The following is a 14346-nucleotide window of genomic DNA, read 5'->3' as shown; positions in this document are numbered from 1 at the left end:
ATTTCACCTGGATGGTCAGCCGCTTCGCCGCGGAGACCGCGGGAGTGGTCGACGCGATAGCCGTCTCCTCGGACGGACTGCTCATAGCCGTGTCCCGCCCCGGCGACCAGGCCGACTCCGAGCGCCTCGCCGCGATCGTCTCCGGCATCACCAGCCTGGCCGCCGGGGCCGCGGGCAACTACGGGCTCGGCGCGCTGAACAAGGTGATCATCGACATGGCCGGCGGGCACCTGCTGGTCTCCTCGATCGGTAGCGGCTCGGTGCTCGGCGTGGTGGCCTCCAAGGACGCCAAGCTCGGCAACGTGGCCTACGAGATGACGCTGTTCGCCAACCGGGTCGGCGCGATCCTGAGCCCCGCGCTGATCGTCGAGCTGAAGAACACCGTCGGCGCCGCCGGAGCGTCGGGGTGACCAGGCAGGGCGGACGGCCCGACCCGGCGAGCCGCCAGGAGGCGGACCCCGTCGGGGCGACCCATGGCGCCGAGCGCGCCTCGGCCGTCCGGCCGTTCATGGTCACCGAGGGCCGGGTCGCCGCCGAGGCCGGCCTGCCCGTGGAGACCCAGGTCGTCGCGACGGCCGAAGGGCTGGGGCAGCTCGGCGCCCTGGCCTTCGAGCGGCGCGCCATCGTCGAGGCCTGCGGCACCCCGCTCTCCCTCGCCGAGGTGGCGGTCAAGCTGCGCCTGCATCTGAACGTTGTCCGCGTGCTCGCGGGGGACCTGCGGGCCAGTCGGCTGCTCGCGGTGCACGTACCCCGCTCCGGCACCTCCTCCGACATCGACGTACTTCGAAGGGTTATCGATGGGCTCCGCGCCATCCCCACTTCCGTCGGCTCACGCGATGCCGACTGACCAGGCGACGGCCGTCCGGCCCCCGCTGCCGGTCAAGATGGTCGTCGCGGGCGGCTTCGGCGTCGGCAAGACCACCGCGGTGGCCGCGGTCTCCGAGATCGAGCCGCTGACCACGGAGGCGTCGATCACCGAGGTCGCCGCCGGCATCGACGACGTCTCGCTGACCCCCAACAAGACCACCACGACGGTGGCCATGGACTTCGGCTGCCTCACCCTGGACCCCACGCTCAAGCTCTACCTGTTCGGCACCCCGGGACAGGACCGCTTCGGCTTCATGTGGGACGACGTGACCGAAGGCGCCCTTGGCGCCCTGGTGGTCGTGGACAGCCGCCGCCTGGACGACTGCTTCCCCGCCGTGGACTACTTCGAGCGCAAGGGGATGCCGTTCGCGGTCGCGGTCAACACCTTCGACGGCGACCTCACCCACCCACTCGATGCGGTACGCGAAGCGCTGGACGTCGCCGACGAGGTGCCGGTGTTGTCCTTCGACGCACGCGACCAAGGCTCGGTGCGCGACTCGCTGGTGGTCGTGCTCGAACACGCCCTCGCGCGTGCCGTGGCAGCAGCCTGACGGCACGACGACTTTCACGGCCCCCGGCGAACCGGGGGCCGTTTTGCGTCCGCTCAACGGTGCGTCCGCTAAAGCGTCTTACGCATGGTCATCGACGTCACGTCGTAGCCGCTGCGGCGATAAAGGGCGATGGCCGCCTCGTTGTCGCCCACGACGTTCAATCCCAGGGCCGTCCTGCCCTCGCGGGCGATGAGCTCCTCGACGGCCGCGAGGATGGCAGCGCCGTATCCGCGACGCCGAAAGGGAGCAAAAACGTTGATGTCATACAGCCACGCGGCGCTCGCGGCACCCGCGGCCTGACTCGGATCGGGCCCGACCCACGCGTTCCCCACGGCCTGTCCCGAGCCGTTCTCCGCCGTCAGCAGATGGTGCCCGGCCGTCTCGAGACCGTCGGGCAGGAACCGCGCCGTGCCCTGCAGGACCCGCTCTCGTGCCACGTCCTCGGGCATGAGCCTGCTGAGTACGCGCACTGACTCTGCTTCGCGGTGCTTGGTGGCGGCGTCGTACTCCTGCGGTGTCATCTTCCGAAGGATCACCCGCTGCGGGTCCACGCCGCCGTCCTCAACGGTTGCGGCGCAGGCCCGGGGAGATGGCCAGCCGTGAGATCGCCGAGAACAGCACGAGCGTGGCGACCGAGAGCAGCACGACGAGGAACCCGCCGCCGACGACCTGGTAGTACTGGTACTGCGAAAGGCCGTCCACGACGTACCTGCCGAGCCCGCCGAACGAGATCACCGCGGCGATCGTGGTGGTCGCCACCACCTGAACCGCCGCCGTGCGCAGGCCGCTGAGGATCAGCGGCAGCGCCGAGGGGACCTCGACCCGGAACAGCACCTGCAGCGGTCGCATGCCCATGCCGCGCGCCGCGTCGACCACGGAACGGTCCACCGCGCGCAGGCCCTCGTGCGTGGTCAGCAGGATCGGCGGCACGGCCAGCGCCACCAGCGGGATGAGCGCGGCGTTGAAGTTGAACACCCCGATCTTGACCGCGAGCAGCACGATCAGGCCCAGGCTCGGCATCGCACGGCCGACCGCGGCCAGCGCCGCGATGGGCCCGTCGCCGCGCCCAAGGTGGCCGGTCAGCAGGGCAAGCGGCAGTCCGATCGCGGCCGCGCACAGGAACGCGATAAGCGAGTACCAGCAGTGCTCCGCGATCCGCTGCCAGATGCCGTCGTACCCGCTCTGGAACCGCGGGTCGGAGAAGAACTGGCGAAGATACTCGATCATGCTCGCGCGCTCCTGCGGTCGGCCCACGGGGTCATCAGGCGTTGCGCGCCGCGCAGCAGCACGTCGCACAGCAGCGCCAGCACCACGAGGCTGAACAGTCCGAGCCAGACCAGCGACAGGTTGAACGAGCGCAGGCCGGTGGTGAACAGCTGCCCGAAGCCGCCGAGGTTCCCGATGACCGCCCCGATGCTCATCAGGCTGATGCTGGAGACCGTGGCCACGCGCACGGCCGCCATGATGGTCGGCGCGGCGATCGGCAGCTCCACCTGGAAGTAGCGGCGGGCCGGGCCGTAGCCCATCGCATCCGCGGCCAGCTTCACCTCCGGCGGCACCGTGCGGATGCCGTCCACCACGCCCGGCACCAGGATGCACAGGCTGTAGAGCGCGAGCGCGATGAACAGCGTGGTGTCGGTGATGCCGGTGTAGTCGATCAGGAAGACGAACAGGGCCAGCGACGGGATCGAGTAGGCGACCGTCACCAGGCCGAGCACCGGCGGGTAGAGCAGCCGCCAGCGCGCGCACGCCTGGCCGATCGGCAGCGAGACCAGCAGCCCGGCGGCGGTCGCGCCCAGCGAGACCTCCAGCTGCTCGCCGAGCAGGCCGAGATAGGAGTGCTGGACGTAGCTCGGCAGATCGAAGACGCTCGCCGCGATCATCGGGCCTGCTCCAGCGGTACCTCGTCGCTCGGCGGCGCGTCGGATCCGGTGGAGTCGGCGCCGGTCCCTTCCGCCGCCTCGGCCTCGGCCTCGCTCGTGGACGACTCGTCGGCGGCCGCTGCCTTCTCGGCGGCGCGTTCGCGCTCGGTGTTCGCCTGGGCGTGCGCCGCGCGGATCGCCGAACCGATGGCCTCCTGGCTGATGACGCCGAGCACCCTGCCCTCGGCGTCTGTGCCGACCGCCCAGCCGGTGGGGGAGAGGACCGCAGCGTCGAGGGCGGCGCGCAGCGAGTCGGCGCCCGGGACGAACGAGTGCCCGAACCCGGTCAGCCGGGCGTTGCCGACCGGCCCCTGCTCCGGCAGGGCGGCCGGTTCGGCCCAGCCCAGCGGCCGCCGGTCGGCGTCCACGATCAGCAGCCACGGCGTTCCGGCGGACAGCGCCGCGTCGCGCGCCGAGAGGGCCGGGGTGTCGGAGGCGACCACCGGGCCCTCCTGCAGGCTCAGGCCCGTGCTCGTGTAGAAGGTCAGCCGGCGGATGCCCCGGTCGCGGCCGAGGAACTGCTCCACGAACTCGTCCGCGGGCTCGGCCAGCAGCCGCTCCGGGGAGTCGAACTGCGCGAGTATGCCGCCCTCGCGCAGCACCGCGATCTTGTCGCCGAGCTTGATCGCCTCATCGATGTCGTGCGTGACGAACAGGATGGTCTTGGCGACCTCACCCTGGATGCGCAGGAACTCCTCCTGCAAGCCCTTGCGCACGATCGGGTCGACCGCGGAGAACGGCTCGTCCATCAGCAGCACCGGCGGATCCGCGGCCAGCGCCCTGGCCACGCCGACGCGCTGCTGCTGGCCGCCGGACAGCTGGTAGGGGTAGCGCTTGGCCAGCGACGGGTCAAGGCCGACCAGTTCCATCAGCTCGTGCGCCCGGGCCCGCGCGGTACGCCGGTCGGTGCCCAGCAGCCGCGGCACGGTGGCGATGTTGTCCGCGATGGTGCGGTGCGGGAAGAGGCCGGCGTGCTGGATGACGTAACCGATCGAGCGGCGAAGCTCGGCGGCGGGCCGGGCGCGCACGTCCGTCCCGTCGATCGCGATCCGGCCCTCGGTCGGTTCGATCAGCCGGTTGACCATGCGCAGCGAGGTGGTCTTCCCACAGCCGGACGGGCCGACCAGCACCGTGATCGCGCCGTCCGGAGCGGCGAAGCTCAGCTCGTTCACCGCGACGGTGCCGTCCGGATACCTTTTAGTCACCCGCTCGAAGGATATCAAGGTACTCCCTAACCAGGGCGGCCTGCGAAGCCTCAATAGTTGTCTGGTGCTGTCTGAGCTGTCAACCTGCGGCAAAACCGGCGGGGCCGCGACGGTGTGTTGATATGCCGCACGGCACGCCGATCGCCGCAGAGGTCGCGGACTGACGCGGCGTGGGATATCAATGTGCAGTATGGAACTCGCCGCTTCGCACCGCCGGCCGTTGCCCCGCTCCGAGGTCCTGGGACCCGCGGATCCGCAGGAGCGCATCCAGGTGAGCCTATATCTGCGGCGTCGGCAAAACCTGCCGGCCGAGGTCTCCGCCGGACTGCGCCGGCTGACCCGCGACGAACTGCGCTCCCACTACGGCGCGGACCCTGACGACGTCGAGCACGTCCGGGAAACCCTGGCCCGGCACGGGATCGACGTGATCGACGCCGACCCTGGAGCGCGCCGACTCGTGGCGGAAGGGCCCGTGTCAGCGTTCGCCGACGCATTCGGCACCTCCGTCTCGCTCGTACGCAGCCCGCATCCGCTCTCCCCGGACGGAGTAGTGCACCGCTACCGCACCGGGCAGCTGAACCTGCCGAACGCGCTCTCCGGAGTGGTGACCGCGGTCCTCGGCATCGACAACCGCCCGCAGGCCCGCGCGTATTTCCGGTTCGCGCCAGCAGCTGGGCAGGCCACCTCGTACTCGGCGGTTCAGGTCGGCGCCGCCTACGGCTTCCCGGCCCAGTACGACGGCTCCGGGCAGACCCTCGCGATCATCGAGCTCGGCGGCGGCTACGCCCAGAGCGACCTGGACAGCTACTTCAGCGGACTGGGGCTGGCCACCCCGTCGGTCACCGCGGTCCCCGTGGACGGCGGCGCGAACAGCCCCACCGGCGACCCCAACAGCGCGGACGGCGAGGTGCTGCTCGACATCGAAGTGGCCGGGGCGCTGGCGCCGGGCGCGGCCCAGGTCGTCTACTTCGCGCCGAACACCGACCAGGGCTTCGTCGACGCGGTGACCGCCGCCGCGCACGCCACCCCCACCCCGGCGGCCATCTCGATCAGTTGGGGCGGTCCCGAGGACTCCTGGACCGCGCAGGCCCGCGACGCGCTGGACCAGGCGTGCGCCGACGCCATCGCACTCGGGGCCACCGTGCTGGCCGCCGCCGGGGACAACGGATCGAGCGACAACGAGTCGGACGGCGCGCCGCACTGCGACTTCCCCGCCTCCAGCCCGCACGTGCTCGGCTGCGGCGGCACCCGGCTTACGCTCAACGGCTCGGGCGCCATAAGCGGCGAGACCGTGTGGAACGACGGCACCAGCGGCGGAGCGACCGGCGGCGGCGTCTCGACGTCGTTCACCATGCCGAGCTGGCAGGCGAATGCGGGCGTTCCGGCGTCGGGCCGGGGTGTGCCGGACGTCGCCGGCAACGCCGACCCGCAGACCGGTTATCAGATCTACGTCGATGGGCAGCCCGGCGTCGTCGGCGGCACGAGCGCGGTAGCACCACTGTGGGCCGCTCTGGTCTGCCGGCTCGCGCAGCGCGGCGGCAAGCCGCTCGGCCTGCTGCAGCCGAAGCTGTATGCCAACGTCGCACCTGGCGTAGCGCAGCCGGGCTTCCGGGACGTGGTCGAGGGCAGCAACGGCGCGTACCGGGCCGGTCCTGGATGGGACGCCTGCACGGGGCTCGGCTCGCCGGACGGCACTGCGCTCAGCTCGTTGTTCTGACGTTTCCATGCCAGACACCGGTTAATCCGATACGCCGTCAGGTTGGCCGCCGTTAGTCTTCGAATATGCGTGAACTGGTGGTATTGGGCACCGCGAGCCAGGTACCGACGCGTGCCCGCAACCACAACGGCTACTTCCTGCGCTGGGACGATCAGGGCTTCCTGTTCGATCCCGGCGAGGGCACGCAGCGGCAGATGACGCTCGCGGGCGTTTCCGTGCACGACGTCACCCGCATCTGCGTGACCCACTTCCACGGCGACCACTGCTTCGGCCTGCCCGGAGTGCTTTCCCGCATAGCGCTCGACGGCGTCGAGCACCTGGTGCACTGTCACTACCCGGCCTCCGGGCGGGAGTCCTTCGCGCGGCTGCGCTGGCTTTACCCCGACTACGCCGAGAAGGTGCTGCGCGAGGAACCCGCCGAGGAGCCCGTGGAGGGGGAGCGCGCCGTGCTCGCCGACGAGAGCTTCGGCCGGCTGACGGCCGTACGCCTCGACCACGGCATCGAGGCCTACGGCTACCGGCTGACCGAGCCGGACTCGCGCCGCATCCTGCCGGACCGCCTCGCCGCGGCGGGGATCAGTGGTCCGGCGGTCGGCGAGCTGCAGCATCGGGGCGTGTTGGAGCACGAGGGGCGCACGATCACCCTGGAGGAGATCAGCGTGCTGCGTCCCGGGCAGTCGGTGGCCTTCGTGATGGACACGCGCCTGTGCGACGGAGTCTACGAACTGGCCCAGGGCGTCGACCTGCTCATCATCGAGTCCACCTTCCTGGCCGCCGACGCGAAGCTCGCCGCCGACTACGGGCACCTGACGGCCGGTCAGGCCGCGCGGGTGGCGACCGAGTGCGGGGTGCGCTCGCTGCTGCTCACTCACTTCTCGCGGCGCTACCAGGACCCCGCGGCGTTCTACCGGGAGGCCCGCGAGCACTACAGCGGCGAGCTGCGCGTCGCCGAGGACCTGATGCGCGTTCCGGTACCGAAGCGGCGCACCTGAGCAAGCGGCACCGCCGTGGCAGGCGCCGCGGCCCAGACGAGACTTTCCAAACAGGGCCTAATGCCAGTTGCTGATCTTCACGTCGTTCGGCGCGGGTTCGCCCTTGCCGGTCTCGACCATCCGCTTCAGGCTCATCAGGAAGGTCGCCCATTTCGTGCTGCAGTGGTACATGAACTCCACCGGCTCCCGCCATCCCTCGTGCCGGAACAGCACGATCGTGAAGCCGTCCTCCTGCTTGAGCTCGAAGCGGATCCGCGTGCCGACCCACTCGGCCGGTCCTTCGACCACTTCCCAGAGCACAAGCTCGGCGGGCCGGGCGTCCAGGACCTTCATGTCGAAGCCGCCGACGTCGAAGCGGAACTTGAGCAGGCCGCCGGTCTCCCCGTCGCCTTCCGTGTCCTGCGTCCACCAACCTGCCAGCCCGTCGACCGTGGTCAAAGCCGTGTAGACCTCGTCGGGGGACGCGGTGACGCCGATTCGGTGCAGGATGTCGAACATCCCGGTACCTCTTTCTCGGTGCATAGTTCGTTCGGGTGCGGTCAGCCGTCTTGGCTGCGCTGGATGGCCTCGGCGATCTGCTTGATCCGCCGCAGCCGGGCGTCCCAGGTGGCGCCGACGGCCGACAGCTGCGCGACCGCTCGGGCGAGTTGGGCTTCGTCGACTTCGTAGAGGCGCTCGCGGCCGGATGGCGACATGTGCACCAGTCCGACTCGGTCGAGCAGCGCCAGGTGCTTGGCGACGGCCTGGCGGGTGACGGGCAGCTGTTCGCTGAGCGTCGTCGCCGTGCCGCCGCCCTGAGACAGCAGCAGGTCGAGCATCCGGCGGCGCATCGGATCGCCCACCGCCGACCAGAGCTCGTCGTCTATGGCGGTCACGGCCTCGTTCACCGCGTCGCCGCCAGCCGGGCGACGTACGTGACGAGGCGCGGCAGGAAGTAGTCCCATCCGCTGGAGTGGTCGCGGTAGGTCTCTTCGAGTACCGCCGCCTCCCAGCCCTTCTCCCGGTAGCCCGACTCAGAGAAGCGCAGCAGCGTGCCGGCCGAGCCCGAGGGGACCAGATCGAAGGTCACCAGCAGCGAGTTGTCCGGCGCCGCGGTCTCGCCGTTGTCGTAGACCCAGCGGAAGGAGAACCGCCGGGGCGGGTCGGCCTCGACCACTGTGAGCGATTCGACGTGGGCGTCCGGCTTCGAGCTGTCGCCGAAGGCGATGACGCCGGTGGCGCCGGGCACCGCGGTGAGCTGCGCCTCGTCCGGCCACCACTGCATCAGGTGCTCGGGGGTGCTGATGACCTCGTAGACCACCTCTGGCGTCGCCTCGATGTGGATCTCCCGCTCGATGCTGCCGTACTCCGTGCCGCCGCTCTTCATGAAACACCGCTCTTCATGAAACACCGCCCTCGTCTCGCAACCTTTGGTTGCACATGACTCTAGGCGAGCGCTCCGAGATGTGCAACCTTTGGTTGCGATTGAGTTCAGCCGCGCAGGCCCAGGGCGAGCGGCAGGGTGTAGGCGAAAGCCAGATGGTGCCGCCGGTCGCAGAACTCGACGAAGCCCTCGCGCTCCTCGGCGGCGGCGTGCGCGGCCACCCGCGCCAGCTCCACCTCGGCCGCGTCGTGCCCCGAGACGGTCACGTAGCCGGCGATCGCGGGGCCGCGGTCGCCGGGCGGCCCGGCCATGCCGACCACCATCGAGGCCGCGCCGCTCACTCCGGGCGGCAGGAAGGCCGCGCAGGAGGCGGCATCGACCCCACCCACGGCGCGCGGCCACCGCTTCACCCATCCGGTCGCGTGCCACCACGTCGAAGGCTGGCGGGCCGGGCCGACCGGCCCCGTGATGGCCACGCTGCGGGGGGCCGTGGCGTCGATCTCGGTCGGCTGCCAGGGGTTCTCGCCGTGTCGCGGCCCGAGCATGCCGCGGCCGGGCAGCACGAGCGCGCCCAGCAGCGAGACCACCGCGGCGCGGTCCAGCGGCACCAGCGGGCCGAGCCGGGCGCCGGCAGTGCCGGTCGCGCCGAGCCGGCCGAACGCGTCCGCCATCGCCTGCGCGGCGATCGTGGTCAGCCCGCGCTCGCCTTGCGCGAACCGGGCCGCCTGGTTCACCAGCTCCGGGGTATAGCCCAAAGCGGCGATCGCGTACGCGCGGGTACGGCCGGCCGGGCCCGGCACCTGGCAGAGCAACTGAAGCCGCGTCAGCGGGACCGGGCCGCCGGCCGCGCCGGTCAGCACCTCGCCGAGCCGCGCGCCGAGATCGCCCGCCTCGGGGCCGCGCAGCACGCCGGGGGAGATCTCGGCGACGGCCAGGATCATGCCCTTGCCGCCGTGCAGGAACAGCGCCGGATCGCGGGAACCGGTGGGCGCGGGCAGCCAGTGCAGGCCGCCGATGCCGAACGGCTCGGGCCGGCGCGCGGTCCATTTGGGCAGGTGCCGCAGGTGCGACCGGGTGCGTCGCTGCCGGATCCAGAGGGTGAGCGTGCCCGATCCGGCGCTCGCCGCGCCGGGCAGGGCGGTGGATCCGAGTGCCGACCTTTGCGTCGCGGCCTGCTTCGCCACAGCCTGTCTCGCTCCAGCCTGATTCACCGCGGGCTGTCTCACCGCGGCCGGATTCGGTGCCCCCGGCGGCGTCCCGGGCTGCCGGACCGTGGGCTGCCCAGCCACCGCGGCGCCGCCGTTCCCGGGGCCGGATCCGGTGACGTTCGTGCCCTGCCCCCGCGGTGCTCGGTCCCGAGTTTGTGGCGCCACGTGCGCAGTGTCGCACAGCTACCGGCCGCGGCGCAGGCGACCTGCCGCGCGTCACGCTCGGCTGACGTCTTGTCTGCCCAGCGTAGCGCTGGTAGCTTGCGGATCGGTGCTCTGCGATGCCGAGGTGAATTGTCGTCAGAGTCCCGGAAAGACCGTGTTCAAAGGGGGAGCACGCGGCGCGGGGCGGCCCCCGTCGCCACTGGCGCCCCTGTCTTGCAGGGGGAGGACGATGCGTGTGCCGGACCGATCGGGACGGTCCGAACGCTCTGCCGTCGTCGTATTGGCGGCTTGGCTGCTGCTCGCGTGCCTTGTCCTCGGTGCCCCGCTGGGGCTGGCCTATCTGATCGGCTGGCCGCTGAGCGGCGTGCGCCTGCCGCATGGCCTACCGCACAACCCGTGGACGGTACACACACTGCTGCGTTGGGTGTACCTCGCCGCGTGGTTGCTGTGGGCGGAGTTCACCGCCTGCGTCATCGTCGAGATCCGAGCCGCGCTGACCGGCGCCGAGGTGACGATCCACCTTCCGGGCGCCGTGATCACCAGAGGCGTGGCCCGTACGCTGGTCGCGATAGCCTTGACCGCCTCGGTGGCCGCGGCGACGGCGACCGCCGCTTCGGCCCGTCCGTTGGCCGTCGGGGCCGCGCCTGGAGGCATCGACCTCGGCGTGCGAGCACACCTGCCGTCGCAGACCACGCAGTCGGCCGAGCCGAGACAACAGGCTGATTACGCGCGTACGCCCTCTTCATCGACCATTGGCATGACATACGCGGACGACGGTGCCTTCGGCGACAACACCGCGATATTGACAGACATAGCCTCCGCAGATCAGGCATCGTCGAAAGCGGCGGCACCTAAGCCGGGATCGTTCAGTACAGCGTCGTTCAGTACCGCGTCGTCCGTAGAAGCGGCCAACGTGACGGCGCTCAAGTACTACGTAGTGGAGCCGCCCGGCGGACGACACCATGACTCGCTCTGGGACATCGCCCAGCGGTACTTGGGCGACGGCCGCCGCTACCGGGAGATCTTCACGCTCAACGAGGGCCGGCTCCAGCCGGACGGCACCAAGCTGCAGCACGCCAGCCTGATCCGGCCCGGCTGGGTGCTGGTGCTGCCGCCGGACGCCGAGGGCCCGGGCCTGAGCGAGCAGCTACCGCCCATCTCCGCCGCCTCCAGCTCGCCCGCCCAAAGCGTTCCCGCACCCCCTGCTCCGCCGACGTCGTCCGCGACCCCCTCGATCTCGAGCCCGATTCAGAACTCGGCCGCGGACGGCATCGCGCCGAAGACCTATGCGGTGCCCACGACGCAGGGCGGCGCGGCCAGTAAGGGCGCGGACAACGGCTCATCGCTCGGTGCCCTGCCGGTCGAGCCCTCGCCGGTCAACCTCATCCCGCACCCGGTCGCCTCGCGGCCCGCCGTGCCGCATGACGAGCCGTCAGGCGAGCACACCAGCGACGGTTCCGTCCTGCACTCGATCGCCGACGTGCTGCCGTATGTCGCGCTGATCGGCTCGCCGATCCTGGCCGCCGCGCTGCTCACCGGGCTGACCGCCGCCGCACGGCGCCGCCGCCGTGAGCGGCCCGGAGCCTCCGTCGTCGCGCCACCGGACCCGGCGGTCGCCGAGGTCGAGCGCACCATCCGGGCCGCTGCCGCGTGCGACACCGTCGACGTCGTCGACCAATCGCTGCGGGAACTGCGCGCCGGCTGCGAAGCCGCGGGCCGATTCCCGCCGCCGCTCACCTACGTCCACACCAATCCGGCCGCCGTGCACCTGGTGCTCGCCGACGCGGACGCCATGGCCCCGGCGCCGTGGACCGCGGTGGCCGACGGCAGGCGCTGGCTCTACCCGAGGAACCCGCAGACGGCGAGCAGCACCGAAGCCTGCACCAAGGAGCCCGCCCTCACCCGCCGATCGGCCATGCCGTATCCGCTGCTGCTCGCGGTCGGCGCGCTCGACGACGAGCAGATCTTCGTTGACCTCGAGGCCTCCGCCGGACGGTGCGCCGCGGTCACCGGTCCGCCCCGCCAGCGCCGCGCGGTGCTGGCCGCGGCGGCCGCCACCCTCGCCTGTGCGCCGTGGGCTGACCAGATCCGGATCGAGACGGTGGGCCTGCCCGCCGAACTGGCCCTGCTCGCCCCGGAGCGGCTGCGCGTTCACCCCGACCTTCCCTCGGCCCTCGCCGCCCTCGAAGAACAGGCCGCCGCGACCAGCCCGCATCTCGTGCGGTTGCTGATCGCCGAACGCGTCGGCCCGGAGGACACCGCGCGTCTTCGCATGCTGACCGCGGGCGTGGACGGCAGCACCACCGCGCTGGTCGGCACGGACCACCCGTGGCCGGACTTCACCGTGTTCAGCGTTGACCCGGTCGGCAGGATGCGGATACCCGGCGTGCCCGGCGAGCTGACCGCCTCCCGGCTGCCTGACGCGCTGGCCGCAGCGCTCGGCGCGCTCTTTCGTGCCGCCGCCGCGCCGCGCTACGCACCGGCCTATCGTCCTGCCGACGCACCGTTGGCCGGCGGCGTGGACCTGCTGGAGCGCCCGGTCGGCGTACGCGCGTGCATCCTCGGTTCCGTCGAGCTGACCGGGGTCGGCCCGGCGGATGCCGCGCGCGGACCGCTGTTCACCGAGGCGCTGGTGCTGCTGCTCTTCCATCGCGCCGGGCTGCCCGCATCCGTCTTCGCCCGCGCGCTGTGGCCGCGCGGCATCACCCCGGCCGCTCGCGACCGGATGCTGCGCGACATGCGCGAGTGGCTCGGCGAGAACCGCATCGGGCCGCGGCTCACGGTCGCGGCCGACGGCGTGGTGCGCCTGACCGAGGACGTGCGCTCGGACTGGGACGAGTTCCAGGCCGCATACGCGGAGGCGAGCCGGCTCGGCGACCAGCCGGAGGCGGACGAGGCGCTGGCCCGCGCCCTGGCCCTGGTGCGCGGCGAACTGCTGGCCGACCGGCCGCCGGGCAGATACTCCTGGCTCGGCTTCGGCACCCAGGAGACCGAGGTGCCCGCCATCGTCGCCGACGCGGCGCACCGGCTGGCCACGCGGCGGCTGGCCCGCGGCGACTCGCTCGGCGCGCAGTGGGCCGCCGAGCAAGGCCTGCTCGGCGCTCCCGACGACGAGCGGCTGGTGCAGATCAAGATCCGCGGCATCGCGGCGCAGGGCGACCAGGAGCGCTTGCACAACGTCATCGCGGACTTGAAGGTGCGCGCCTGGTACCGCTACGGCGAGACGGAGCTGCACCCGACCACCAACGCGGTCGTCTCCGAGCTCCTGGAGGGACTGGAGGGCTTGCGTGCCTAACCCGGACGGAAGGCACCAGGCGGTGACTGCGGCATCCGGAACCGCAGCGGCGGCGTCGGAAGCGCCGGCGGGTGGCGCGGTCCTGCTCGCCCCGGACCGGCGGCTCGTGGTGCCCGTGCTGTCCGGCTGCGGGGGAGTGGGCCGTACGACGGTCGCCGCGCTGCTGGGCGCGACGCTGCACCGGCACACCGTCACAGCACCCGGAGACAACCGCGGCACCGCCGTGCTGGACTGCGCGGCGCGCGGCAACACGCCCTGGCCCTCGTGGGTCACGACGCCGGCGTCTTCGGGCACTGGCATGCTGGCGGGCTACCGCGGCACCGCCGGAGGCGCGGAAGGCGGCCTCTCCCAGCTCACTGACGCGTCGCTCTCCCACCTGACCGTGGCCGCGCCGACGCCGCTGTGGGTGCTCACCGATACCGGACCCGCCTCGGCCTCCTACCTCGGCGGGGATCCCGGTCCGCGATGGTGGCTGCCGGTGCTGCCCGCTCTTCGCGCCGCGGTGGTGGACGGCGACGCCCTGGAGGGGGCGCGGCTGGCGGCGCAGGCGGTCGGCGGCCCGCTGTCCGTGATCGCATCCTGGTTCGCCACCCCGTTCCTGAACACCGCCGCCGTGTGGGTGACCGACAGCGGCGAGGCGTCGCTGCGGCGCACCATCGATGCGATCACTTGCATGGCCGAGGTGAGGCTGCCGGTCGAGCGGATCGTCGTGGCGGTGACGGACCGCCGTGGCGCGCGCAAGCGCGGTGGGGGCTCGATCGCAGAGGGCTGGCACGAGCTGATCGCGCCGCGGGTCGGCGCGCTGGTCGACCTCGGGCACGACCGGGCCCTGGCGGACCAGGGCGGCTGCCCGCTGCTCGACGCGGCCACGCTGGACCGGCCGCAGCTGGTCGAGCTGGTCCACGCGGTCGCGGCGGCGGCGCGGCTGCCGTGGATCCCGGAGGGCGAGCCCGCGGTGTTCGACCCGGTCGCCGGCGCGCCGGGACCGGGCGCCGGCCTTTCGGAGCTGTTGCTTCGCCAGGCCGGCCGCGCCGCCTTCCGCTGAGCGCGCAGAGGGATAT

The 14346-nt window shown here is 72.0% G+C and carries 15 protein-coding genes; 7 read left to right on the top strand and 8 right to left on the bottom strand.

The annotated features are described in order from the left end of the window. Nucleotides 1-11: 11 nt before the first annotated feature. Genes VFA06_RS00245 through VFA06_RS00235 form a run of 3 tightly spaced genes read left to right on the top strand, consistent with a single transcriptional unit; the run spans nucleotide 12 to nucleotide 1418 of the window. Complete coding sequence (locus VFA06_RS00245; RefSeq protein ID WP_349259991.1) at nucleotides 12-410, top strand: roadblock/LC7 domain-containing protein; 399 nt, start codon at nucleotides 12-14, stop codon at nucleotides 408-410. Continuing rightward, on the top strand, nucleotides 407-847 hold the full coding sequence (locus tag VFA06_RS00240) for a DUF742 domain-containing protein (protein ID WP_324838262.1): 441 nt from the start codon (nucleotides 407-409) through the stop codon (nucleotides 845-847). The genes VFA06_RS00245 and VFA06_RS00240 overlap by 4 nt, the downstream gene beginning before the upstream one ends. Further along, a complete protein-coding gene (locus tag VFA06_RS00235; RefSeq protein WP_324838261.1) occupies nucleotides 837-1418 on the top strand; it encodes a GTP-binding protein in 582 nt (193 codons plus the stop codon). Before VFA06_RS00240 ends, VFA06_RS00235 begins: the two co-directional genes overlap by 11 nt. Before the next feature lie 68 nt (nucleotides 1419-1486). Here the strand turns inward: VFA06_RS00235 and VFA06_RS00230 are convergent, their stop codons facing one another. Genes VFA06_RS00230 through VFA06_RS00215 form a run of 4 tightly spaced genes read right to left on the bottom strand, consistent with a single transcriptional unit; the run spans nucleotide 1487 to nucleotide 4563 of the window. Further along, a complete protein-coding gene (locus VFA06_RS00230) occupies nucleotides 1487-1969 on the bottom strand; it encodes a GNAT family N-acetyltransferase (RefSeq protein WP_324838260.1) in 483 nt (160 codons plus the stop codon). Between the two features lie 10 nt (nucleotides 1970-1979). Next, entirely contained in the window at nucleotides 1980-2645 is a 666-nt protein-coding gene (locus VFA06_RS00225) for an ABC transporter permease (protein WP_324838259.1), read from the bottom strand. Beyond that, nucleotides 2642-3301 carry an ABC transporter permease gene (locus VFA06_RS00220; RefSeq protein ID WP_324838258.1) on the bottom strand — a complete coding sequence of 220 codons (660 nt, stop codon included), beginning with the start codon at nucleotides 3299-3301 and terminating at the stop codon, nucleotides 2642-2644. Before VFA06_RS00220 ends, VFA06_RS00225 begins: the two co-directional genes overlap by 4 nt. Then, nucleotides 3298-4563 (bottom strand): ABC transporter ATP-binding protein, encoded by a 1266-nt coding sequence (locus VFA06_RS00215; protein WP_349259988.1) that lies wholly within the window; start codon nucleotides 4561-4563, stop codon nucleotides 3298-3300. The genes VFA06_RS00220 and VFA06_RS00215 overlap by 4 nt, the downstream gene beginning before the upstream one ends. 163 nt (nucleotides 4564-4726) lie before the next feature. On the opposite strand from VFA06_RS00215, the gene VFA06_RS00210 reads away from it, so the two are divergent. Further along, the gene (locus tag VFA06_RS00210; RefSeq protein ID WP_324838256.1) at nucleotides 4727-6262 is read left to right on the top strand and encodes a S53 family peptidase; all 1536 of its coding nucleotides are present in this window, start codon (nucleotides 4727-4729) and stop codon (nucleotides 6260-6262) included. 65 nt (nucleotides 6263-6327) lie between these two features. After that, nucleotides 6328-7254, top strand: a complete 927-nt coding sequence (locus tag VFA06_RS00205) for a ribonuclease Z (RefSeq protein ID WP_324838255.1) — start codon at nucleotides 6328-6330, stop codon at nucleotides 7252-7254. A gap of 57 nt (nucleotides 7255-7311) precedes the next feature. Here the strand turns inward: VFA06_RS00205 and VFA06_RS00200 are convergent, their stop codons facing one another. From VFA06_RS00200 to VFA06_RS00185, 4 genes are all read right to left on the bottom strand, one after another. Then, a complete protein-coding gene (locus tag VFA06_RS00200; RefSeq protein WP_324838253.1) occupies nucleotides 7312-7752 on the bottom strand; it encodes an SRPBCC domain-containing protein in 441 nt (146 codons plus the stop codon). A gap of 41 nt (nucleotides 7753-7793) precedes the next feature. After that, nucleotides 7794-8084 carry a helix-turn-helix domain-containing protein gene (locus VFA06_RS00195; RefSeq protein WP_349259990.1) on the bottom strand — a complete coding sequence of 97 codons (291 nt, stop codon included), beginning with the start codon at nucleotides 8082-8084 and terminating at the stop codon, nucleotides 7794-7796. A 53-nt stretch (nucleotides 8085-8137) separates the two neighbouring features. Beyond that, nucleotides 8138-8620, bottom strand: a complete 483-nt coding sequence (locus tag VFA06_RS00190; RefSeq protein WP_324838250.1) for an SRPBCC family protein — start codon at nucleotides 8618-8620, stop codon at nucleotides 8138-8140. A gap of 104 nt (nucleotides 8621-8724) precedes the next feature. After that, nucleotides 8725-9801 carry a hypothetical protein gene (locus tag VFA06_RS00185; RefSeq protein WP_324838249.1) on the bottom strand — a complete coding sequence of 359 codons (1077 nt, stop codon included), beginning with the start codon at nucleotides 9799-9801 and terminating at the stop codon, nucleotides 8725-8727. Nucleotides 9802-10225: 424 nt separating this feature from the next. Between VFA06_RS00185 and VFA06_RS00180 the strand changes: the two genes are divergently transcribed. Both VFA06_RS00180 and VFA06_RS00175 read left to right on the top strand, forming a co-directional pair. After that, a complete protein-coding gene (locus VFA06_RS00180) occupies nucleotides 10226-13285 on the top strand; it encodes a hypothetical protein (protein WP_324838248.1) in 3060 nt (1019 codons plus the stop codon). 22 nt (nucleotides 13286-13307) lie between these two features. Beyond that, entirely contained in the window at nucleotides 13308-14330 is a 1023-nt protein-coding gene (locus tag VFA06_RS00175; RefSeq protein ID WP_324838247.1) for a hypothetical protein, read from the top strand. Nucleotides 14331-14346 lie beyond the last annotated feature (16 nt).

It is taken from the genome of Actinocrinis sp. (genome assembly GCF_035653575.1).
Classification (GTDB): Bacteria; Actinomycetota; Actinomycetes; order Streptomycetales; family Catenulisporaceae; genus Actinocrinis.
The sequence above is the reverse complement of the archived record's forward strand: the minus strand, read 5'-3'. Positions and strand labels throughout refer to the sequence as shown.

What these genes read in the sequence shown, in the direction of transcription:
- VFA06_RS00225 (WP_324838259.1), bottom strand. Translation starts at nt 2,645, where the DNA reads ATGATCGAGTATCTTCGCCAGTTCTTCTCCGACCCGCGGTTCCAGAGC.
- VFA06_RS00205 (WP_324838255.1), top strand. Translation starts at nt 6,328, where the DNA reads ATGCGTGAACTGGTGGTATTGGGCACCGCGAGCCAGGTACCGACGCGT.
- VFA06_RS00235 (WP_324838261.1), top strand. Translation starts at nt 837, where the DNA reads ATGCCGACTGACCAGGCGACGGCCGTCCGGCCCCCGCTGCCGGTCAAG.
- VFA06_RS00210 (WP_324838256.1), top strand. Translation starts at nt 4,727, where the DNA reads ATGTGCAGTATGGAACTCGCCGCTTCGCACCGCCGGCCGTTGCCCCGC.
- VFA06_RS00220 (WP_324838258.1), bottom strand. Translation starts at nt 3,301, where the DNA reads ATGATCGCGGCGAGCGTCTTCGATCTGCCGAGCTACGTCCAGCACTCC.
- VFA06_RS00190 (WP_324838250.1), bottom strand. Translation starts at nt 8,620, where the DNA reads ATGAAGAGCGGCGGCACGGAGTACGGCAGCATCGAGCGGGAGATCCAC.
- VFA06_RS00200 (WP_324838253.1), bottom strand. Translation starts at nt 7,752, where the DNA reads ATGTTCGACATCCTGCACCGAATCGGCGTCACCGCGTCCCCCGACGAG.
- VFA06_RS00245 (WP_349259991.1), top strand. Translation starts at nt 12, where the DNA reads ATGGTCAGCCGCTTCGCCGCGGAGACCGCGGGAGTGGTCGACGCGATA.
- VFA06_RS00195 (WP_349259990.1), bottom strand. Translation starts at nt 8,084, where the DNA reads ATGCGCCGCCGGATGCTCGACCTGCTGCTGTCTCAGGGCGGCGGCACG.